Annotated in this window: 19 protein-coding genes and 1 riboswitch; of the genes, 1 reads left to right on the forward strand and 18 read right to left on the reverse strand. The window is 29.8% G+C overall.

Annotated elements, in window-relative coordinates; translation table 11 throughout:
* Positions 1-321: 321 nt before the first annotated feature.
* From brnQ (ACYUDJ_RS06735) to ACYUDJ_RS06805, 15 genes are all read right to left on the reverse strand, one after another.
* Entirely contained in the window at positions 322-1,635 is a 1,314-nt protein-coding gene (gene brnQ, locus ACYUDJ_RS06735) for a branched-chain amino acid transport system II carrier protein (protein ID WP_003488982.1), read from the reverse strand.
* Positions 1,636-1,785: 150 nt separating this feature from the next.
* On the reverse strand, positions 1,786-3,099 hold the full coding sequence (brnQ, locus tag ACYUDJ_RS06740) for a branched-chain amino acid transport system II carrier protein (protein ID WP_003488980.1): 1,314 nt from the start codon (positions 3,097-3,099) through the stop codon (positions 1,786-1,788).
* A 563-nt stretch (positions 3,100-3,662) separates the two neighbouring features.
* Entirely contained in the window at positions 3,663-4,832 is a 1,170-nt protein-coding gene (locus ACYUDJ_RS06745; RefSeq protein ID WP_042386287.1) for an amidohydrolase, read from the reverse strand.
* A gap of 337 nt (positions 4,833-5,169) precedes the next feature.
* Positions 5,170-6,567: a zinc ribbon domain-containing protein gene (locus ACYUDJ_RS06750; protein WP_003488977.1), complete on the reverse strand. Its 1,398-nt coding sequence runs from the start codon at positions 6,565-6,567 to the stop codon at positions 5,170-5,172.
* 575 nt (positions 6,568-7,142) lie between these two features.
* Positions 7,143-7,748: a helix-turn-helix domain-containing protein gene (locus ACYUDJ_RS06755; protein WP_043031586.1), complete on the reverse strand. Its 606-nt coding sequence runs from the start codon at positions 7,746-7,748 to the stop codon at positions 7,143-7,145.
* 192 nt (positions 7,749-7,940) lie between these two features.
* The gene (locus tag ACYUDJ_RS06760; protein ID WP_043031584.1) at positions 7,941-9,389 is read right to left on the reverse strand and encodes a serine hydrolase domain-containing protein; all 1,449 of its coding nucleotides are present in this window, start codon (positions 9,387-9,389) and stop codon (positions 7,941-7,943) included.
* A 195-nt stretch (positions 9,390-9,584) separates the two neighbouring features.
* Positions 9,585-10,079: a GNAT family N-acetyltransferase gene (locus ACYUDJ_RS06765; RefSeq protein WP_043031582.1), complete on the reverse strand. Its 495-nt coding sequence runs from the start codon at positions 10,077-10,079 to the stop codon at positions 9,585-9,587.
* A 52-nt stretch (positions 10,080-10,131) separates the two neighbouring features.
* Positions 10,132-10,971 (reverse strand): sulfurtransferase, encoded by an 840-nt coding sequence (locus ACYUDJ_RS06770; RefSeq protein ID WP_043031580.1) that lies wholly within the window; start codon positions 10,969-10,971, stop codon positions 10,132-10,134.
* Positions 10,972-11,302: 331 nt separating this feature from the next.
* The gene (dapB, locus tag ACYUDJ_RS06775; protein ID WP_043031578.1) at positions 11,303-12,100 is read right to left on the reverse strand and encodes a 4-hydroxy-tetrahydrodipicolinate reductase; all 798 of its coding nucleotides are present in this window, start codon (positions 12,098-12,100) and stop codon (positions 11,303-11,305) included.
* A 414-nt stretch (positions 12,101-12,514) separates the two neighbouring features.
* Complete coding sequence (locus ACYUDJ_RS06780) at positions 12,515-12,970, reverse strand: AraC family transcriptional regulator (RefSeq protein WP_043031575.1); 456 nt, start codon at positions 12,968-12,970, stop codon at positions 12,515-12,517.
* A gap of 251 nt (positions 12,971-13,221) precedes the next feature.
* Entirely contained in the window at positions 13,222-13,563 is a 342-nt protein-coding gene (locus tag ACYUDJ_RS06785; protein ID WP_043031573.1) for a hydrogenase maturation nickel metallochaperone HypA/HybF, read from the reverse strand.
* An 83-nt stretch (positions 13,564-13,646) separates the two neighbouring features.
* Positions 13,647-16,343, reverse strand: a complete 2,697-nt coding sequence (locus ACYUDJ_RS06790) for an FAD-dependent oxidoreductase (RefSeq protein ID WP_043031571.1) — start codon at positions 16,341-16,343, stop codon at positions 13,647-13,649.
* A gap of 84 nt (positions 16,344-16,427) precedes the next feature.
* Positions 16,428-17,096 carry a hydrogenase nickel incorporation protein HypB gene (gene hypB / locus ACYUDJ_RS06795; RefSeq protein ID WP_003488931.1) on the reverse strand — a complete coding sequence of 223 codons (669 nt, stop codon included), beginning with the start codon at positions 17,094-17,096 and terminating at the stop codon, positions 16,428-16,430.
* Positions 17,097-17,313: 217 nt separating this feature from the next.
* Positions 17,314-18,294, reverse strand: a complete 981-nt coding sequence (locus ACYUDJ_RS06800; RefSeq protein ID WP_043031568.1) for a DUF5692 family protein — start codon at positions 18,292-18,294, stop codon at positions 17,314-17,316.
* Between the two features lie 191 nt (positions 18,295-18,485).
* Positions 18,486-19,271 carry an ECF transporter S component gene (locus ACYUDJ_RS06805; RefSeq protein ID WP_003488927.1) on the reverse strand — a complete coding sequence of 262 codons (786 nt, stop codon included), beginning with the start codon at positions 19,269-19,271 and terminating at the stop codon, positions 18,486-18,488.
* Positions 19,272-19,366: 95 nt separating this feature from the next.
* Positions 19,367-19,467, reverse strand: a riboswitch (THF riboswitch).
* Between the two features lie 133 nt (positions 19,468-19,600).
* Between ACYUDJ_RS06805 and ACYUDJ_RS06810 the strand changes: the two genes are divergently transcribed.
* Positions 19,601-19,789 carry an H-type small acid-soluble spore protein gene (locus ACYUDJ_RS06810; RefSeq protein WP_003488926.1) on the forward strand — a complete coding sequence of 63 codons (189 nt, stop codon included), beginning with the start codon at positions 19,601-19,603 and terminating at the stop codon, positions 19,787-19,789.
* A 355-nt stretch (positions 19,790-20,144) separates the two neighbouring features.
* On the opposite strand, the gene ACYUDJ_RS06815 is transcribed toward ACYUDJ_RS06810, so the two are convergent.
* From ACYUDJ_RS06815 to ACYUDJ_RS06825, 3 genes are all read right to left on the reverse strand, one after another.
* Positions 20,145-20,786, reverse strand: a complete 642-nt coding sequence (locus ACYUDJ_RS06815) for a lactate utilization protein (RefSeq protein ID WP_043031566.1) — start codon at positions 20,784-20,786, stop codon at positions 20,145-20,147.
* Between the two features lie 293 nt (positions 20,787-21,079).
* On the reverse strand, positions 21,080-22,342 hold the full coding sequence (locus ACYUDJ_RS06820) for a sensor histidine kinase (protein ID WP_003488922.1): 1,263 nt from the start codon (positions 22,340-22,342) through the stop codon (positions 21,080-21,082).
* Between the two features lie 171 nt (positions 22,343-22,513).
* Positions 22,514-23,227 (reverse strand): response regulator transcription factor, encoded by a 714-nt coding sequence (locus ACYUDJ_RS06825; RefSeq protein ID WP_003488920.1) that lies wholly within the window; start codon positions 23,225-23,227, stop codon positions 22,514-22,516.
* Positions 23,228-23,738: the final 511 nt, after the last annotated feature.

Here is a 23,738-nt window from a genome sequence, read left to right on the forward strand (position 1 = left end):
ACTTTTCATAATCTTTATACGAATTTAAATTGCATTCAAAACTATTTGCGTTAGCAAACAAATTTAATATATAAAGCCACTAATTTCAGTTAGTTTTTATATAAACTTAATGTAATCAGTGGCTTTTATATATTTTTTTAGTTATACTCCTCTAATGAAGAAGATTTTTAAGATTACTCTATATAAAATTAATAATTAACTTAGTAGAATAATTATAATTAAAGATTTTGTGTAGAGAATCGAAACAAAATCATCCACATCTGTTCTCTGTACTCTATAATCTGTACTCTGAAAAGTGCGTCGCACTTTCCTTATATTATATTAACAATCCACTGCTTGTGGAATTTTTTCTTTTTTATTTCCAAAGGCTATTGTACCTATTATAAATGCTATAATTGCTGGAATTAGCCATGCGAACCCAACACCGGAAAGAGGTATAATTTCTAAAATACCTTTTATAAAAGCCACCTTCTCACCTGTTAATGTATTCATTGTATCTATTACACTTACTATTAATGTAATATAAACAGTAAATTTTACTACACTATCATTTTTAACAGCTTTACCTAATAAAGTTATTACTATTAATACAATTACTATTGGATATAAAATTTGTAATATTGGAACTGAGAATTTAATTATCTTATCAACCCCACCTATTCCTAATATCCCACTTACTAAACTTATAATAATTGCAAAAGCATTATAGGATACTTTCCCCTTAGTTAATTTACTAAGGTATTCTGCTCCTGTAGATAAAAGCCCAATAGCTGTAGTAAGACATGCAAGTCCAACAGCTATTCCTAATATAAATGTTCCTGCATTTCCTAGATCTCTTTTAACTATTTCAATAACTAAAGCGGTTCTTCCTATTTCTCCAGAGATTATTTGTGAAGTTTGACTCCCTAGAATCATAAGTCCACCATAAACCAAACCCAATCCTACTATAGCAACCAAACCTGATTTTATAGTAACACTTATTACATCTTTTTCATCTGTATACCCCTTACTTCTTACAGATGCTAAAATTATTGATGCATATATTACTGACCCCATAGTATCCATTGTTTGATAGCCTTCAAGTAAAGATGTTGAAAATGCTCCTTTAAAATTAGTATTAACAACAGGCCCTAGTGGTAAAACTAATCCCTTTATTATTATAATTGCTAACATAACTAATAAACAGGGTGTTAAAACTTTACCTATACTGTCAACTATTCCTGATGGTCTTAATACAAAGGCCAAACAAATAGCAAAGTAAATTATAGCTGATACTAATGGACCTATAGATGGAAATAGTGGCTGTACTGTTAATTCATAAGTAGTAGCTGCTGTTCTTGGTATACAAAGCATAGGTCCTATAGCTAATATCAAAGCTGTTGTAGATATAACACTAAAGTGTTTTCCTACTCTTCCTGATATATCTGAAAATGTACCATTGATTTTAGCACAGGCTATTATAGCACTCAATGGTAAACCTACTCCAGTAATCAAAAAACCAATGATAGCTACAGGGGCCTTGTCCCCTACTAAATTTCCAATAAAAGGCGGAAATATTAAGTTTCCAGCCCCAAAAAACATTGCAAAAAGTGCAAAACCAATAACTATGAAATCCTTTGATGATTTTTTTTTCATTTTACCCCCTCAATCCTAATTCAATATGATTTTATTAATCACTATATTATATTAAGATTATTGGGAAAATTGATTAAATTCTGAAACTTTAACAAAAAAATAAAAAAACACCTTATTGTTTTACAACAAGGTGTTTTTTCTTATATTAAATTAAGCATCTGCTATATTGGGATTTTCATCTTGTTTCTTTCCAAAGGCTACTGTACCTATTATAAATGCTATAACTGATGGAAGTAACCATGAAAAACCAACATTAGAAAGTGGTATAATTCCTAAAATGCCTTTTATAAAAGCTACATTACCACCTGTTAATATATTTATTGTATCTATGAAACTTACTACTAATGTAGTATAAACAGTAATTCTTACAACGGTATTATTTTTTACAGCTTTACCTGCTAAAGTTATTGCTATTAAAACTATTACTATTGGATATAAAACTTGTAATACTGGAACTGAGAATTTAACTATTTTATCAACTCCACCTGTTCCAAGTAATGCACTTACTCCACTTATAATAATTGCAAAAGCATTATAAGATACTTTACCATTAGTTAAACTGCTAAAATATTCTGCTCCTGTGGATATAAGTCCAATTGCTGTTGTAAGACAGGCAAGGCCAACTGCTAATCCTAATATAACTGTACCTGCATTACCTAAAAGTCTACTAACTATCTCAACAACTAGGGCTGATCTTCCTATTTCTCCAGGAATTACTTGTGAAGTATGACTTCCTAAAATCATAAGTCCTCCATAAACAAAAGCTAATCCTACTGCAGCCACAATTCCTGATTTTATAGTAAGACTCACAATATCTTTTTTCTCTGTATATCCCTTTGCTCTTACAGCTGTTATTATTATTGATGCAAATATTACTGATGCCATAGCATCCATTGTTTGATATCCTTCAAGTAAAGATTTTGAAAAAGCCCCTTTAAATCCAGTTGATATAGTAGGTCCTAGCGGAGAAACTAATCCTTTAATTATTATAATTGCTAACATAACCAATAAAGCTGGTGTCAAAACTTTACCTATACTATCAACTATTCCTGATGGTCTTAATACAAAGGCTAAACAGATAACAAAATAAATTATAACTGCTACAAATGGAGCTACACCTGGAAATATCGGATGTATTGCTAATTCATAAGTTGTAGCTGCTGTTCTTGGTATAGCAAGCATAGGTCCTATAGCTAATATTAATGCTGTTGTAGATATAATAGCAAACATCTTTCCTACTCTTCCTGATATATCTGAAAATGTCCCATTTATTTTAGCACAGGCTATTATACCAGTTAATGGCAAACCTACTCCGGTAATTAAAAAACCTATAATTGCTGCTGGTGCCTGATCCCCTACTAATTTTCCCATAAAAGGTGGAAAGATTAAGTTGCCTGCCCCGAAAAACATTGCGAAAAGTGCAAAACCAATAACTATGAAATCTTTTGCTGATGTTTTCTTCATTTTAGTCCCCCTTAATTCAAATTTGATATAATTTTATTAGTTATTATATCATAATATTCTAATTTTCAAAATTTAATAAATTCTGAAATTTTAATTTTATTCTTAATTTAATAATCCTAGCATTCATTTATTCAATATAGATCCTATTTTCTGCTGTTTTATTCTTTTATCATTAGATATTGTTATATTTTTATCGCACTTTTTATGCAATTTATTATATTTACTAAATTTTTGGAATTTTTAGATATATGTATTATCTTTTTCTTTTTCATTTAAATTTATGACAATATTTTAACCCAATTGATGCTTTATTATTCTTCTTTATAATAAATAATAATGTTTTCTCATATGTTGCCTTTGAAAATCATTTAGAATTTATTCTTAGAAATTAAAATAGATTGGATTTTCTATAATAAACGACAATTAGAATTTTTATTATATATTTAGATTAAATAAAAAACACCTCATTTTTATGTGAAGTGTTTACAATAAATTATTATTTTTTATTATATATGACAAAAATCTTAATGTAAAGTACTTTATTTATTTTAAATAAAATTAATTTATAAATCTTTATTAAAATTATATACTATATTACCTGAAATTATAGTGTACATATTTTTAGAATTTATATTAAGAGGATTGCCATTATATATGCATATATCCGCCTCTTTTCCCTCCTCTAAGGTTCCTACTCTATCATCTATACCTAATATTTTTGCTGGATTAATGGTTATAGCCTTTAGAGCATCCTCCTCTTTTAATCCATTTTTTACAGCTAAAGCTGCTGACATAGGTAAAAATTCAATAGGAACTACAGGATGATCTGTAATCATAGCATATAAAATTCCCTTTTCCTGTAGAATTTTTGTAGTATTATAATTTCTATTTCTGGTTTCTACCTTTCCTCTAAAATTCATGTTTGGCCCTGCTATTACAGGGAAACCACTTTCTTTTATATAGTCCGCTACTAAATGTGCTTCCGTCCCATGATCTATGGTAAGTTTTAAATCAAATTCTTTAGCTATTCTTATGGCCGTTAGTATATCATCACTTCTATGAGCATGAGCCTTTAAAGGTATTTCTTTTTTTAAAACAGGAATAATAGCTTCCATTTTAATATCTATATCAAATATTTTCTCTTCCTTTAAAGCCACCTCTTTTCTATTCATATAATTTTTAGCCTTATATAAAGTTTCCCTTATTAAAGCTGCTGTTCCCATCCTTGTTATGGGCATAGAGCCTTTCTTTCCAAATATACTTTTAGGATTTTCTCCAAAGGCTATCTTTAAAGCTGCTGGAGCTTTTACCAGCATTTCATCTACAGATTTACCATAGGTTTTTATTATAGCAAATTGCCCACCTATAGGATTTGAACTTCCCATCCCTGTCATAACTGTAGTTATTCCTGATTCTATAGCAGATTGAAATGCCGAATCCCTAGGATTTATTCCATCTATAGCTCTTAAATGCGGTGTTATAGCACTAGAATACTCGTTTAAATCCATGCCTTCAAACCTTATTCCTTCCTCCATTATACCTATATGACAATGAGCATCAATAATGCCTGGCATTACCCATCCATCTTTAGCATCTATAACTTTTATATTCTCATTATTAATCTCTATTCTTTTAGCTATTTTTTCTATTTTACCATTGTTAATTAGTATACAATCGTTTACATGTTTTTTGTCAGTCATAGTCAAAATTTTCCCATTTTTTATTAATAACAACAAATATACCCCCTAACACTTTTTAAATATATTTCTCAAATTTGTATTTGATTTCCCTTATTTTTCATCTTTAACTTAATGGAGCTTTAATATTTTTTTAACAAAATTTTATTAGCTTTTTATGATTTACCATAAATTACTATAGTGTAATTTTATAGTTACTGTAGATAACTTTATATATTAAATTTAATATATGTTTTTATATTTAATAACAAATTAAAATTATTTTATTTAAATAATATTTTATTTCAAATTAAAAGGTAATATTTATATCATATAAAATATTACCCTAAATTTAAATACTTTATCTAATTTAAAAATTACCTTTTAAGTTTTATTACTCTATATTCAGTTTTGGAAACATAATTTTTCCTATATTATTTCCTGCCTCTTTTGCTACATTATCTCTATCCTCTGGTGTAAGTTTACTTATATCCTTAGCCCCTTCTTTAGATATCTTTTTTATATGTAATTTAGAATTAATAGAATTAACCACAGTATCTGATATAAAATTAAAAGAAGTCTTTTTATTCTCTATAGAAACTTGAGATTTAAATCCTCTTATATAATTTTTAGAATCAACTCTTACTTTTGTTAAACTATTTATTTTTGCATTGAAGCCTTTTTTATCTGCTTTTTCAATATAACTCAACTCGCTCATAAAAGAATCATATTCTGAATTGAACTCTCTTTTGATATTATCTACATCTTCTTTACTAAGATTAAATTTATTAAGGTCTTCATTATTTTGGGCAATACTTAAAAATTCAAAAACCTTTTCCCTAACTAATAATTTTAAATTTTCATCCTTTGATACTTTTTCAAAGAAAGCATTTAAAACTTTTATTATTCCTTCATTATCTAAGTGTACTACTATTTCATCACATTTTACAGTCTTTTCTTTATCTTTTATATTTATATCTACAGTATCTCCTTTTGCAACATAGTCATCCATAACCTTATTAAAAAATTCCTTGTAATCTTCATTAACCTTATCATAATATTTAGATTTTTTTATGTTTAAAACATTCTCATAGTTTTTTGAATCTATTGTTTCTGAAACATCATTATTTTCTTTATTATTTATTAGTTTATTTATATCTTCCCATTTTATGTACATTATATCTTTATATAATTGAGGCATTGATATAGCTATGTATTCTTTATTACTATAAATTTCTCCATTTAAAATATTGTCTTTTTTGTGTATCAAACTGACTTTACTATATCTTTCATTAGTTTTTTTATCTACTTTGTTATTCACTCTCAAAGTACATTGTTCTATTATATTTTCTATATATTTATACTCCATAGGTTCTTGTGGTTGTAGTTTAGATTTTATTTTAAAATCACTAACAGTATCTAGGGTATCCGATTCTTTATATTTATCAACAGCATACACCAACCAATTTGCTACATCCTTTCTTATAAAAAAATTTTTTATTGGATTTTTCATAAGTGGGATACCTACTATTATTAATATTAAAATAGCAATTAAAAAAATTTTATTTTCTTTTATTTTTTTATTTAAATTAAAATTTTTTATTATTTCTAAGGGTTCTTCTTTATGCTTTAAAATATGTTCATCATTAAAAATTTCATTATGTAAAAGCTTCCCTCTATCTATTATACTGCTTATTTCTTCACTATGTATTTTTTCTAATTCACTCCCGCAGGTACTACACCGTGTTGAATTTTTTTGTAACTTACTGCCACATTTTCTGCAAAAATGCATAAACTATTCTCCCTTCTCTACAAATTATACTTAATTCTAACATTTTATTTTTATATTATCAATTTAACGCAATATAATAAGTAAGAGTTCTCTTTTATTTTGAGAACTCTTACTTATTTTCTATGAATTAGAAAAAACTAATATTTTAATTTATCTTTTTATATCTTAAATTTTGTAAAAACAATATTTGTGTAACTTTCCATATTATTATGTATCACACTGTATTTTATCCTTTGGTGTAAAAGTGGTGGAATAATTAATTCTTCCACCATACTATTTCATTTAACTATTTATTACATTATTTCCATTATAAAAATAATTTATAATACTAAAAATATGGTATAAAAAATGTAAAGTAAACTTTATAGTTCCCATTTTATTTTATATAGTAGTATTTAGTTGTTTAGTTTTGCATTATATATCAAAACTAACTCTACATTATATGGATTATGGAAAGTTAATAACCATAAATATTATCTACATACCAATATAGATAATGTAATAAATTTATGAAAATATGCCTTAACAAAACTACATATTAAGGTAGTTTTGTTCAATCAGACAAATTGGAATTTCTAAACCAGTAACAATTTGATATACTGAATTAATCTAAATAAAAAATACATTCCTATAGTGACAACTATTGTAATCAATCCTGAACAAATTACTGAGAACGCTTTTTGATATGGGCGTTTTCCAACCTCACAACTCTTTTCAATTTGATCAAGTTTTTTTCCCTCGGTAAAAGCTATGATTTCTCTGTATGTTTGAATGTCATGAGTTTTCTTTTGCTTTTCAAGGCATATTGCATAATACATTGTAATGCCAAATAGCACTAACCAGATTGCAATTCCAATAAAATTTAAGTAAAGAAATAGTGGAACGACCAATACTACTGTTGCCATAAGTAGTACAGTAAAAATCGTGCCGTCACGGTTAAACCTTTTGATATCCTCTGTTTTAATTTCTTCTTTCATTTCCTCCAAATCTCCTTTAACTAGAATATCAAGAGAAACACCAAAGAGAGTGCTTAATAGTACCAGGCTATTTATATCAGGATAGTTCTTACCGTTTTCCCAGTTTGAAATTGTCTGCCGTGTTACAAATACTTTTTCAGCTAAATCCTCCTGCGATAATTTTGAATCGAGTCTATATTTTTTTATTTGTTTGCTAATGTCCACTTTGATATTCCTCCTGCTTACATTCTATCGTTCGGAGCGTGTTCATGCTATCAAACCTATTTTACATCACTACTTTTTAATATGTAAAATGGATTTTACATGCCATTTTATTGCACTATAAATGTGTATTAAACAAATTTACTATTTATATTACTCAACCTTAAACTGGAATTTAATTACTTAACATTATGATTATTTTCGGAGCGAGGTATTATATCGGTGAGTGTATACAAACCATGTAAGGCTTCCAGTTAATAATGCCGATGAAATCAAAGCTGTAAGAACACTATATGTTTGCCAAATAAGTATCGTTGACCAATCGAAGGCACAGCACATTATACACAGGGCAATCGTAGCAATCAGCAAAATAACTGTTACGATTATTCTCTTTTTTGTCATTGGCTGTCGCTCATTCATTTTCTTTCTGCGTAATCCTAAAAGAAAGAACAGAACAGCCAACAGGCAACAAATAATTGTGGCAGACGACAAAGTGATGTCAAGAAACTGTGTGCCGCTTATTTCATACGACTGAGAAAGATTACCATCCAATATCTCCTTAATTTTTAACACTAAATTTCTATTGGTATTTGCGCCGTTGGTCAGCAAGCAAACGGCTGTGCGTTCGTTTGGCAGTATTGCCACTTCGGTTGCAAAATTGGGGTTGCCCCCTGAGTGTTCAATAATTGTTTGTTCGGAATTTACTGACCACCCCGCGGCATAAAACATTCCGTTGACATCTGAAACAGACATGTCCCCATGATGGGACTTCTCGATAATCTCATGGAATATTTCGGGTATATCCTGAACAATACCCATCTGTATGCCCATCCAACGCGCCATATCTTTGGCGCAAGAAATGATGTAGCCCGCGGGTTTATTCCCAGCATAATCTGGTGCATCATATGGGGTCGTCATAAAGAAGGAAGAGCGGTAGCCCTGTGCCAATTGTCCAGTAGCTTGAGCATCTTCTTTGTAAACATACGTCTGGTGTAGCCCTAACGGCTGAAACACTTGCTTTTTCATGTAGTCTTCATAGCTCTGACCCGACACAATTTCAATAACCAGACCTAATACGTCATAATTAACAGTTCCGTAATTATACTGCTCACCAGGATAGAATGACAATTCAGCATCTACGAGCATTTTTACAGTTTTTTTCAACATATCTGGCGTATTGCCTTGTGGAATGATTTGACTGTGACTGCCATTTGTTAAGCCGCTAGTATGGTGTAAAAAGTTATTGAGTGTAATACTTTGCATATCAATGGGTTTCCCCTGATGCTTTAACGTAAACCAAGGTAAATACTTTTGGATGGGGTCAGTCATTGACAGCAGTCCTTGTTTTTCCATCAGCAGAATACCTATGCCCATAAAAGCTTTGCTGACCGAAGCTAGCTCATATAGCGTATTTTCACTTGCCGACAGTCCCTTTTCACGATCTGCATACCCAGAAGAAAAGTAGAATACTTCATCATCAACAAGTATTGAAATTGACATTCCTGGCACACCTGATATACGACAGGCATCATCCAGCAACGCTTGTATTGCCGCAGATTGCGCATTTGACAACGGACAACCTTGTGTTGCGAATCCTGAGAATAATATAAGTATCGTTAATACAAAAACAATAGTCTTTTTCATAAACTCTCCTTAGTTACAACTACTAAACTAAATTCTAATTTATATTACTCAATATCAAATTGGAATTTAATAAATTTTCATTTGTTATTAATTTTTGTGTATCTACAACTAATAAAACCATTTTTATTACCCTTCGCAACTCATTTTTAGTGTTCTGCAAATTATTATCTATTTATAGTAGCTAAAAGATTATCTTTATAATCTCCACCAAAGAGTTTCTCCTTCTTTATCTTTTTTGAATCCACAACGTTTTAAAATCTTTTGAGAAGCCAAACCTTCTAAATCAGTTTCAGCAATTACACTTGTAACACCATTTTGTTTTAATGCCCATCCACACATTGCTTTTACAGCTTCTGTCATATATCCGTTGTGCTCAAACTCTTTACCTAAACCATAACCAATCTCAACTTCACCATTTTCATTAGGAATATCTTTAAAATCAGCTGAACCTACTACAACCCTATCATCCTTGCGAACTAAGAAAAAAAAGCTATGCCATAAATAATTGTTAGGATCTTTTTGGGTGATTTCATACTGTCCTTTTACTACTTCAAGAAAAAATCCTTCCATTGATTCTGCCTTATAGGAACAATCTAATTCTTTTTCAAGTTGAGAAATATCTTCAATCCATAGTTTTAATTGATTAAGAGTTAAAGGGATAAGCTCCAAGCGTTCAGTTTGTATTAACATTTTGTTTCCTCCATTGAATTAAATTGTCAAACTTTCTTATGTTTATAAATATTTATTTAGTATGTATAGGATTCTCCTCATAGGTTATCCAGTCACTCCAACTTCCTGCATATACTCTAGCTTTAATTCCTACTTCATCTAAAAGTAAAAAATTAAAGGTTGCATCTATTCCTGATCCACAATAAACTGCTATATTAGTATAATCTTTTAACGGCAGAAAATTTTCTCTTACTTTATTTTCATCAACAGCTCCATCTTCCTCAAGCATATCTTTCCAATAAATATTTTTAGCTCCAGGTATATGTCCAGCCTTTTTATCTATAGATTCTTCTATTCCTTCATATCTTATGTTAGTTCTTGAATCTACTAATATAAGATCTTTTTTCATATTATCTTTTATGTAATTTACATCTGCTTTTATTTCTTCATTTAAAGAAATATTGAAGTCCTCATTTTTAATATCTAACTTTTCCTTGCTGTTGTTTTCTTCTATATATAGCTTTCTATTTTCTGTGATCCATTTATTTATACCACCATCTAAAACATAATTATTAGTATGGCCTACATATCTTAACATCCAACAAAATCTAGCTGCTCCAGCTATTTTTAATTCATCATAGGCCACAACTAAAGTATTTTTGTTTATTCCTAGTTTTCCTATACTTCTTTTAAAGTCCTCTACATCTGGTAATGGATTTCTACCTCCATGTTCCCTTTCTTCAGAAGACATAACTTTTTTTAAATCTGCAAAAACAGCATTTTTTATATGTCCCTTTTTATAAACTTCTTCTCCATAGCTATCCTTTAAAAGATCTCCTCTACAGTCTACAATGACTATATTTTCATCTTCTAAATGATTCTGTAACCACCTAGTAGATACAAAATTCTTCACAAAATCATCTCCCAAATATTTTTAGATATATTTTAAAAAGGATGTGTCAAAATAGACTTAATTTTAATATAGCAAAGAGAAAAAAATATATGAAATGAACATATGAATAAGCTTTAGCAGTTCTTAATTTGGCGGAATTAAAAATTTGCGTAATTCCTCACAGGACGTGAGGAGCCGGTAGTGAAGCCAGGACGGTGCCTCTACCGGGTAGAAAATTTTTAATGTAACCATATTTAGAACTACTTAGCAAAATGAGTAGTTTATGAATGTATTTTTTATCTTTGCAGTATTAAAATTAAATCTACTTTATTTTGAGACAGTTCCTTTATTTTTACAAACCTAATACATCTTTCATGGAATATATTCCTGGTTTTTTATCCTTTAAAAATAATGCAGCTTGACAGCCTCCATTTGCAAAACATTCCCAGTTGTGAGCATGATGAGTTATTTCTAATCTTTCCCCCATAAGACCAAACATAACTGTATGACTACTTGAAATATCTCCTGCTCTCAAGGAATGATATGCGATTTTTCCTTCTTCTCTTTCACCTTTCCCATATCTTCCGAATTGAGCCAATTCTTTCAATTCCTTATTAAAGGTTTTTGCTAAAACTTCTCCAATTTCTAAAGAAGTTCCACTTGGAGCATCCTTTTTATATCTATCATGCATTTCTATTATTTCAATATCAGACATATTGCCTATAGTATTAGCGGCAAGTTCTACTAATTTATACATAAGGTTTACCACCATAGAAGTATTTCCCGCCAAAACCACTGGTATTTCTTTTGAAATTTCATTTATCCTATTTATTTCTTCCTCTGAAAATCCAGTAGTACCACAAACCACAGATTTTTTACTCTTTAAAGCCTTTTCAAATACATCCATAGACGTTTCTGGATCTGTAAAATCTATAATGCAATCACATTTATCTATAACATTCTCTAAATTATCTACAACTTTACAATCTATATTTTTACCTAGATTTGCAACTATACCAAGATCTTGTCCTATGTAATCCCTTTCCTTTGGGGCTACTGCTGCCACAAGTTCTATATTTTCATTATTATAACAAGATTTAGTAACCAAGCTCCCCATTTTTCCCCTTGGTCCAATAACTATTATCTTCATTAGTATAACCCCCTGTTTATTTTCCTAAATAAATAAGTATTTTTTATTTATTATTAAAAATTTTATTAGATTATATATAATTTCATTCATTAACTACACTAAGTATTCTATACTAAATTTTAAAATCCTCCATAAAATAAAATCAAGGCAGATTTCTTTCCACCTTGATTAGCTAGTATAAATCTTTCTAAAACTCTTAAACTCTGTTTTCATTTAAATAATAAGAATACTTTATTTGTGAACTAATATTTAAGCGTAAAGTAAACAGGACGTGGCATTAGAGCGTTAGCTTAAATATTAGGGCACAAATATTAGTATTCTTTATTTTTATAGCTATCTATTGACTAAAATTATTTCTTGTTTCAATTCTTAACCTTTGAAGGCTATTAAATTGGAATTTGTTTTAATATTTTTTTATAATATTGGTACGCAAATTTCACAATAATGCTTATTTATCATCTGCATTGCATATCGTTCAAGAATAGGTCTTCTATCATCAAATTCATAATTTATTTTTGATAACTCCGAAAATATCTCCATCCATGCTTCTTGCATAGCATCTACTGTATGACTTATTTTAAATACGCAATATTTTCCACCCATAGTTTTTCCAAAATTAATATACTTATTATCAACCTTGAATTCATCCGAAACAACTAAACATGTATCATAACGACAATCTTTAGCTTCTGTGAATTTAGGGTTATCTTGGGTTATTCCTAATATAATTGAATTTTCATTAAATAAGTTTTTTTCTCTAGCCCAATTTTTTAATTGTTCCATTATTTGCACATTCTCTGAACCGTAAGGACCTGTTCTTCGTATATAAGCAATTTTATATGATGGTATCATTTCAATGTTAATATCCATAACTTACCTTCTTTTTTAATAGAGTACATCGATGCCTGAATTCATCATATAATGCTTTAAAATGTATTTCAATTTATTTTTTAAAATTGCCCAATTACTATTTGTCTAAAAATAAACATTTTTACATCTTTATTTATGTTACGGTTTAATTCTACCGCTAATTTTAATAGGGATGTTACAAAATTAATATAAAAAGTAATTTTGCAACACCCCTAGTTATTATTTATAAATACTTTCTTAAAAACGTGATTTCAGCAAGCAACGATTTCCTTAATCATAAACTCTTTTCCACATAGTATCTCCCAATCTTTACTTACGCAATTTGGGCATTTATTACTATTCTCAATAAGATTAAAAACTTTATTACACTTTTTACAAATAGCATTGCCTGGTAGTATCTCAATTTTTAGTTTTGTATCTTGCAATAATGTACCATCAACTGCAGCTGGGTAACATGCTTCAATGTATCTCGGAATTACCGATGAGAGCTCGCCAATCTGAAGAACTAATGTATCTATTTTGGTTAATCTATTTATTCTTGCAAAATTTTCAACATTTTTAATGACTTCAATCATAATTCCAACTTCATGCAAATGACCTCACCTCTCTTGTAAAAGTATAAAGAATGTACGAAACTACTCTCCCACCTATCTTATTTGGAATAATACTTTAACTATTATATGTTGTCTTTTTCTCTTGAGAAAATTGATTTTACTGATTTTTTTACACTTTTCACTGCAATTCTTCCTTGACGTTTTATAACATGTTTTATAACTGCAGGTTTCATATCTTTAAACTCTACACCAGAACTATCATATTTTCTTATCAGTGAGATTGCGTCAAATTTACATCTTATAGTACACATTCCACAGCCCACACATTGGTATTGGTCTACAACCACAGCACCACAGCCAAGACAACGCTTAGTCTCCTTCTTTATTTGCTCTTCAGTAAATGTACCACGCAAATCCTTAAAGGTTACTTTTGATTCATTTCCTTCAACATGAAGTGGTCTTTGTCTAGGCAAACGATCATAGCCATCCATGTTTAAATTTTCTTTGTCAAGAGCACGATATTCCCTTTCACGGCTTATTGTCAAGTTATCACCATGAACATAGCGATGAATTGAAACGGCACCTTGCTTACCTAAAGCAATAGCGTCAATAGCAAACTTTGGTCCTGTTAGCGCATCTCCACCAGCGAATACGTCTATCTCTCCTGTTTGGAAAGTGATAGGATCAGCTTTTATTGTCCTATTTGGATTTAATTCTATCTTAGTATCTTTTAATAATTCACCCCAATTCATTCCTTGACCAACTGAAGTCAATACACTGTTTGCTTTAACGATCTTTGTTTCATTTTCATCGAATTTAGGATTAAACTTTCTATTTTCATCAAAGACAGAAATACATTTTTTAAATTCCACACCAACAACATGCCCATTTTCCTGAATTATACGTTTTGGTCCCCAAGAATTGTTGATGGTAATACCTTCTGACAATGCTTCTTCAATTTCTTCCCCAAGTGCAGGCATTTCTTGTCTATTTTCTAAACAATACATATCTACTTGTGAAGCACCAATTCTTTCAGCAGTTCGAGCAACATCAATAGCAACATTTCCTCCACCAATGACGATAACTTCCCCTTCCATTTTCAAATCTTCACCTAAATTTACTTTTCTTAAAAAATCTACACCTGTCATTACCCCTTCTGCTTCTTCACCCTCAAGCCCTAGGTTTCGGCCAGCTTGAGCGCCAATTGCTACATAAAACCCTTTGTAGCCAAGTTCTCTCAGTTCAGGAAAAGTAGTATCTTTGCCAACCTGAACCCCTGTTTTAAATTCTACTCCTAATTCTTTCAAAATATCGATTTCTGCATTTACTACTTCTTTTCCTAGTCTAAAGGAAGGAATTCCAAGGGTTAACATACCACCAAGCTTTTGTTGCTTCTCAAACACTGTTACCTGATAACCATCAACAGCTAAGAAATAAGCACAAGATAAGCCTGCAGGACCTGCACCGATTACAGCAATTTTTTCTGGTCTATTATCTTTCCTTTCAGGTACAAAGCGATGTTCTTGTTTTAAGTCCTGATCTGCAATGAACTTTTTGATTTCATCAATAGCAAGTGGCTCATCTACATCTGATCTTGTACAAGCAGACTCACATTTTCTTGGACAAATACGTCCGCAAATTGCTGGGAAGGGATTTTCTTTCTTTATAAGCTCCAAGGCTTCTCTATACTTTCCTTGAGATGCCATCTTGATGTACCCTTGAATTGCTATGTGAGCTGGACATTCAGATTTACATGGACTTGTTCCACCCTCAGCAACAACTTTACGATGACGATAATCAGGATTCCATTTGTCCTTCCCCCACTTAGTATCGTATGGCGTTTCTTTTTCCTTCTCCACTATAACAGGTTTCTTTGTGCATAAATTTTGCCCTAGTGTTAATGCATTAGATGGGCAATTTTCTACACATTGTCCACAAGCAACGCATTTATCTTTATCCACTTGTGAAACATAATTTGATCTTGAAAAATCAGGGTTTCTATAAAGATTGGCATTCCTTAATCCAAAGCAGGAACATCCACAACAATTACAAATAGCAAGGGTTTTTCCTGGTCCTGATAAATTAGGTATCTGATGTATCAAACCTTCCTTTTCAGCTTTCTTACAAATAGCAATAGCTTCTTCTCTAGTAATACGTCTACCTCTTCCTGTTCGAATATAATACTCAGCAGCTGGACCAAGCTGAATACACATTTCTTCAACGGTATGTCCGCAGCCTTGCCCAATAACTCTCATGGATGTACGACATGCACAATCCGCAACAGAGAAAATCTCATGTTTATTAATCAGGTCTGAAATTTCCTCATAAGAGGCTCTTCTTGTATCACCTTCAATGGCGCTTTCAATTGGTATAACTCTCATTACACCCATTCCTACAGGAATATTTCCTGCCATTAATGCACCTAATTTTCTTGTATATTCTTCAAAGGATTGGGGAATTACTGGATACTTTTTTATATTTTCCCTACTTGCAACCATGTATTCCATGACACCAGGAACATAAAGTTCAAGAAAATATTTATCCACACCATTTTCCTTTTCTACTTTAATTGAACCATCAACTGCCATCTGGTATAGAATCTTCTCTACTTCATCTACAGGTTTTTTGCAAAGATCCACAACCTCCTCTAAACTTTTGGGCTTGCGGATTTCTAGATGAAGTGCTACCTCTGCCATTTCATCTGTAGTAACTGTGGCAAGAATTTTATATTCTGGATCCGTTGGTTTTACTTTTACTAACCCACCAGTAATCCCACCAGCAATCTTATTGGCCAGTTCAAGTACTTTTTTCTTTACCATATCTGTTTCCCCCCAAATTAAATTTCACAGCTATTTATTTATGACTACCCGCTCTAATACTCCCTCTGAAGCCAAGAACTCTGTTTATGCCCTCCAATTTTTTACTTCAGTACGTATCCAATTGATCCATTCATCAATTCCCTCACCAGTTTTAGCAGAGATTTTGATAACCTTAATATTAGGATTCAATTTTTTTATACGTTCTTCTACTGCCTTAAAGTCAAAGTCAAAATTAGCTATTGCATCTATTTTATTAATTAATACAACATCAACAATAGAGAACATTAAAGGATATTTCAAAGGTTTGTCGTCCCCCTCTGGTACACTTAAAATCATGGCATTTTTTGATGCACCAGTGTCAAATTCTGCTGGACATACCAGATTGCCTACATTTTCTAAGATAGCAAAGTCAACTTCTTCTATTCCAAGACCCAATAGACCTTGCTTGGTCATATTTGCATCAAGATGACACATTCCACCTGTGTGCAATTGGATTACTTTTGCACCAGCCTGAGCAACAGTATGGGCATCAACTTCAGAATCAATGTCTGCTTCTAGGACACCAATGTTCATTTCATCTTTCAAAGCTTCAATTGTTCTTAAAACAGTTGTTGTTTTACCTGAACCTGGTGATGACATCAAGTTTAATAAAAAAGTCTTCTCTTTTCTTAATTCCTCTCTAAGCAAATCCGCTTGTTGATCATTATCTTCGAAAACACTTTTCTTAATTTCAATAACTTTATATTTGTCCATATCACCTATACCCCCATTTTATGTTAAAGTTTATTTATCCGATGACTACCCGCTCTAATACTCCCATCTTCTTCAAGGTGGGAGTAAAGAGCGGCTACGTCCCTGGATAACTATTTCTAAGCTTTAGTGGAAGTAAAAACTCCCTCTGAAGCCAAGAACTCTGTTTATACTCTTTTCTATTTGATAAATAAAAACTGTTATCCTATTGACATGATATTTATTCTGCAAGTGATTTAACTTCCTTATATTTTTCCAGATCTGTATAAAGTTCGCCAAGATAAGGATTTCTTTTGGTCTTACCTATTTTATAAATCATATAAATAAATACTGCTATATTTACAACTAGTGCTACAAAACTAAATGCAAATAGTAGTGCTGGATTGTAGGGTGACTTAACAGCAAAGGCCCCCTTATCAATGAATGATGGGAAGGTCTGTGCAAACATACACCATAATGCCAGTGTTTGTGCACGGTGCTGTAGCCATGCTCCTTTTCCCACAGTAAATGCACAAATAGTTGGAGCCAATAACAAAGCAAATCCACAATACCAAGCATGCCCTGGTAGACAATTGTACGTATAAGCAAAATTCCATAAATCATATGCTATTATCCAAAACCATAGCATATCAGGCCATAGCATATCTTTACTTCCATCCTTAGCAGTCTGTTTTTTTATACAAATTCCAAACCATCCAGTTATGGTTATTATATTTAAGATACCTGCTATACCATTCATAAAATTCCAAGAACCTCCAAGTACATACATAGCTTCATCTGCTAATACTCCTCCACCATGATATTGAATACCAACTTGGAAATCCCGCGCTACTGCCTCTATAATATTGATAGCGAGAATAAGTGGCGGAAAACATAATGCCCATTTTTTATCAGATAATCTCCACTCTTTACCTGTGAGTTTATTTTCCCATTTAACATGCCTGATGCACCAAAAACCTATACATCCTGCTGTAGAAGAATACACCTTTGCTAAATGGAACCAGTCTGTATAAGTTGTATCACTTAATACTGTAAACCACAATATTGAAAGTATTAGTGGTAAAATAAAAAAACAGAGAAAACCAATAGCTTTCCATCTACGAGCTATTTCATTTAAACCAAAGAGCGCTACAAAAACAATTATCCAAACACCCCATACGCTTAATGCTGATGCCCCATCCGCGTAATTGAAGAGAAACATACAGTACCTCCCTAATATAAAAATTGATATTCTATTAAGTTTATTATACAATTTATCCCAGTTATTCTTCAATAGGCAAATAACTAAAAGTGTCTATTGACACACCTTCCTTTAGTATTATCCTCAATCTTCATCTGTTCTCTGTTCATTTTACTTTGTACTCTAAATAAGGAAGTTGCGTTGCAACTTCCTTATTGTTGGTTACTTATTTTTAACACTACTGATTCATATACCCTTAATAGTAGGGATACTGCATAGGATTCAAATACTATCATAAATACTTCTTCTACAATTCTTGGTATCCATAAAAACATGAAACTTTTTCCTTGAAGTCCTGGTATAAACATTAATAGTATATAAGTATTTAAAGTGCATACTATTATTCCTGGTATTCCTATAGCTAAAATCATTTTCATGTAATCTTCATATATATGTTTAACTGTGTTATTATTTTTTAATTTAATATTTATTATAAATACTATTAAAGCAAATATAGTTATTATTTCTATAGCCGATAAAACAAATATATATTTTTTACCTAATATATTCATTATTTTAAAAGAAAAGGATTTATCTAGCAGTAATGTCATTAAATGAATAGCCCCAGATAATGAACCTAAAACTATAAAAAATATTGGATAATATTTTTCTATTTTATCTATATGCACATTTTTAATTTTAACCCATATTATTCCTGTAAGTATACCACTTAATATACTAGTCAATGTTAAAAATGGAATATATGCTCCCATAGGTTTTATTATATAAGCTAATATGTCTACTACCCCAGAAACAACACCGCCTATAGCTCCACCAAAAAGCACTGCTGGCATTTTAATAAATATACCGGCAAAACTTATCCTCATAGCACCAGCTCCAGCTATAGGTACCATTATGCTAAAAAATCTTAATATTATAGCTGCAGCTATAAAAAGTCCACATAGTACCATTGTTTTCACTTGAATTTCTTTTTTCATTTTTGCTCCCCCTTTTAAAATAAAAAAACACTTATTTTCTCCACTAGATTACACTAAAGAGAAAAATAAGTGTTTTGAATATAACTCTCTAATGTAACAGCGGAATGCGGTAATACATCGCAAATCTTTTAAAGATTTTTCTTTTAGAGACAACTTCCCGTCCTCTAAACCTTAACGTGTAATTACCTACTCTGTTACTTTAAAATTCCAAAATTAAATTGTCTAAACACATTATACAGAAATACAAATATAATGTCTACATATTTTATATAGAAATGTAAAAACTAATAAAGGACAATAGAAAAATTAGTGCTAAAGGAGTGAATAAAATGGACGCAACTAGAGCTTCTCAGTTAATTAATTCTAGAGAAACGGATGTTTATTGTAAAGGCGAACCTGTAATTATAAGATCCGTAGATGAATATTCTAAAATGGCTACAGTAGAAAGTTTAAATAACGGTACAACTATAATGGCTCCTCTTAATGACATAAGAGATAGCGGTGTTATAAATCATTAAAGTTTTCAATCTATACTAAATTAAGCACACCACAAAGATAATATTCATGGTGTGCTTATTTTAATTTATGTGATTTTTATAATAATTTGTATTAATTTTTATTCTAATTGATATAAAAAATTATTTTTTCTTATTTTACTTACTTTAAATAAACAAATTTCTAAGCTTCAAAGAAGGTTTTTATTCCCTCTAAAGCTTATTAACAGAATTCTTAGGAGTTTTACTCCTTAGAAGTCGTTATCCTTTAGGAGAAATGGTTATCCAGAAACATTGCCGCTCTTTACTACCACTTTTAAGGAGATTGGATTACTAGAGCAGGTATTCATCGGATAAAATCTTTTGAATTGAAAAAATTTTAATATCCAAAATCTTCATTTATAAATATTACATGAATTCTATCTTTATTTCCTTGTCTCTTTATCAATGTATACTCATTACATATTCTCTCCTCACTTTTGCAGTCCATGCAATATCCTAGCTTTGTGCAAGGAGTTTTTCTTTGTAATCTTTTAGTATTAGCTGGTGCTGATACATATACGTTTCTTTTTATGGCTTCATCTAAGTCTCTCACTATTTTATTTACACCAGCTATAACAATAACCTTATCTGGTCCATAAAGCATAGCTGCAACTCTGTTTCCATTTCCATCCACATTATACAATTCTCCCTTTTCGGTTATAGCATTGGAGCTTGCAAAATAGGCATCTGCAAAAAATGATTCTCTGAATATATTTTTTATATCCTGTGGAGTTAACCCTTCTTCATATCTATCTAAGAATTCATATCTTCCAGATCTTAAATGATCTATAACTCCAGTTTCAAATAAAGTCATAGAACCACCGCAAGAAACCTTAGATCCTTCTTTTACTATATCTTTTATCTTATCTATTAATTCATCCTTATCCTTAACTAAATACCCATTTATATTATTTTCCTGTAAGGATTCTATAGTTCTCATTATCCTTTGCTTTTTTACCTCTAAAATATTTTTATCCAAAATCATACCCTCCCATGCTTATTTAATTTTTTATTTTCTTAAAAATCATACCTAAATTTTTTTATTTTTCCTACTAACTATATTTTATCAAATTTTAAGTAAATATGAACCATACTTAATATTAAATTTTATGATTTTACTTAACAATATCTAAAATAAAAGAATTTATAAATTTTATCTGGACAAAAGATTAGAATTTCTTAATCAAATTTTCTGTTTCAAGCTCCTATTGAAAGTGATGAAGGATAGATTTTAGAAATTCATTCCTTAAATATTACCTGAATAGTTACAATTTATATAACAGTTTTTAAAAATGTTATTATAAATTCCGTTCCTTTTCCCTCTTCGCTTTCTACAATTATACTTCCATTTTGAGATTCTATTATGGATTTGGTAAGGGAAAGGCCTATACCTATGCTGGAAGGATTAACTGAATTTTCTCCTTTATAAAATCTTTCAAATATTTTATTTTGTAATTTTTCTGGTATTCCTTCTCCGTTATCTTTTATACTTATAGTTAAAGATATTGGTGTTTCTTCACAACTTATTTTTATTTGTCCATAATTATCTGTATGTTCTATAGAATTTTTTATAATATTAGAAATAGCCTCTGCTGTCCATTCCATATCATGCTTAAAATATACATCTTCATCTATATTAATTATTACCTTTTGTGATTTTCTCTTAGCTTTCTCACTAAGACCTGCTAATGCTTTACTTACCGTCACATACAAAGGATTATTTTCTCTTTTAAATTCTACTACCCCTGCCTCTAGTCTACCTATTTTTAAAAGATTTATAATAAGCCATTCCATTCTTTTTAACTGTTCATCACTAAGTTTCAAAAAATTTTCTCTATCTTCTATTGGCATATTTTCATCCTTCATCAATTCATTAAACATTATTAAAGAGGATAGTGGTGTTTTTAATTGATGGGAAATATCTGATATTATATTTTTTAAAAATATTTTTTCTTTTTTTAAGTTTAATAAAGATTCCTCTAATCTGTTTGACATTAAATTAAATTTAGAAGAAAGAATATAAAAATCTCCTTCTCTATTTTCATCTACAAATTTATTGAAATGGCCATCCATTATTTCTTCTGAGGCTTTAGTGAACACTTCTGCTTTTTTATAAAAATACTTAAACTTATCATATATTATGATATATATAATAAAAATAGCTAAACCAAAATAAATTATGGTTCTATATATAAATTTTATACTAAAGTTCTTTAATACTGGATTTTTATAAAGTTCTAAATTTTCATCATAAGAGTATTTTTCTAAAACATTCTTTCCTATTTTATAATTTTTTTCTTCATTATATCTTGCATCTTCATTACTCTTTAAAGAAAGTATTATTTCTTCTTCCAGTTCTGGATGTTTTGATAGTATATTTCCTACTATCAAGGTATTTTGATTTATGTAATCTTTATTTAATTTATTAAGTTCTCCTTTTATAAAAATTGTAGTTAATGTAGCAAATAAAATAAATATTATGCTGAATTTAAAAGTTAATTCTTTAATTTCAGGATTTCTAAAATATTTTAACAAAATTATCCCCCTCAGTTGTACTAAATTAATTTATAAAGATTTAATATAATATTTTATAGTTTTAATATATATGTAGTAACTATCTACTGAAAATTCCACAATCTACTTTACACTGAGTTAAAATATTAAATGGAGTTTACACAAATTGTTTTACATTCTTATAAAGCACTTTTATTCACTCCATCTATAACCTATCCCCCTTACAGTTTCTATATATTCAGGTTTTTTAGGATCTTTTTCTATTTTCTCTCTTAACCTTTTTATATAAACATTTAATGTGTTTCCATCTACAAAACTTCCATCCACATCCCAAATTTTTTCTAATAAAACATTCCTAGATAACACATTCCCTTTGTTTTCTACTAATATTAAAAGTAATTTATATTCCCCTGCTGTTAATAAAATTTCTTCTTCCCCTTTAAATACTTTTGCTTTTAAGGGTTCTATTATTATGTCCTTTGAAATTATTTTATTACTATTTAAATTATTCTCTTTTATATTCTTATTTTTTGATTCTGTTTCCTTAGCTCTTCTTCTTAAAACTGCATTTATCCTAGATAAAAGTTCTCTTATTCTAATGGGTTTTGTTATATAGTCATCGCCTCCCATGTCTAATCCTAAAACCACATTAGCTTCTTCATCACAGGCAGTCATAAATATTACTGGGATTAAGCTTTCTTCTCTTACTTCACTACAAAAATCATATCCACTTCCATCTGGTAACATTAAATCTAATAAAATTAAATCTAATTCTTCTTCTTTTAAAATCTTTCTAGCCTCTTTCAAATTTTTAGCTCTTTTAACTTCATAATTTTCTTGTTTTAATGTATATTCCACTCCAATGGCCAGGGCCATATCATCTTCTACTAATAATATTTTTGTCACAAAACCCTCTCCTTATATAATGTAGTTGTAACATTTAATATAAAATATATCTATTTTGTTAATAATTATTAACAGATTAATTCCAAAATCGTTCTTATATTCTTAGTATCCCATAGGATGTTTAATCATTTGATTCTTAAACTTGAATAAATTTTTCTTATATTAGTTACTAACTATATAATTAAATTATCAATAGATAAAAAACTTAATAATTTTATTATATATACCTTATTTAATTATAATTTATATTATAATTATTTAAAAGAAAAGTAATTTATCTATTAAAACACCTAAATTTTTAAATGTTATTTTATATAATTAAATTATAAAAAAATAGACTTAAGCTCTACTATGAGCTATAAGTCTTTATAATCCTACTTCACAACTAATAAATCCAATGTTGCCATCATACCTAAAAAGGCCATATAATCATCATTTTTTTTATCCCCTTTTTTATTTTTTCCCTTATCTTTTTCTATTATTTCTTTTTTCATATTTTTCTCCCCCATTA

The sequence above is a fragment of the Clostridium sp. CTA-6 genome (assembly GCF_054768115.1).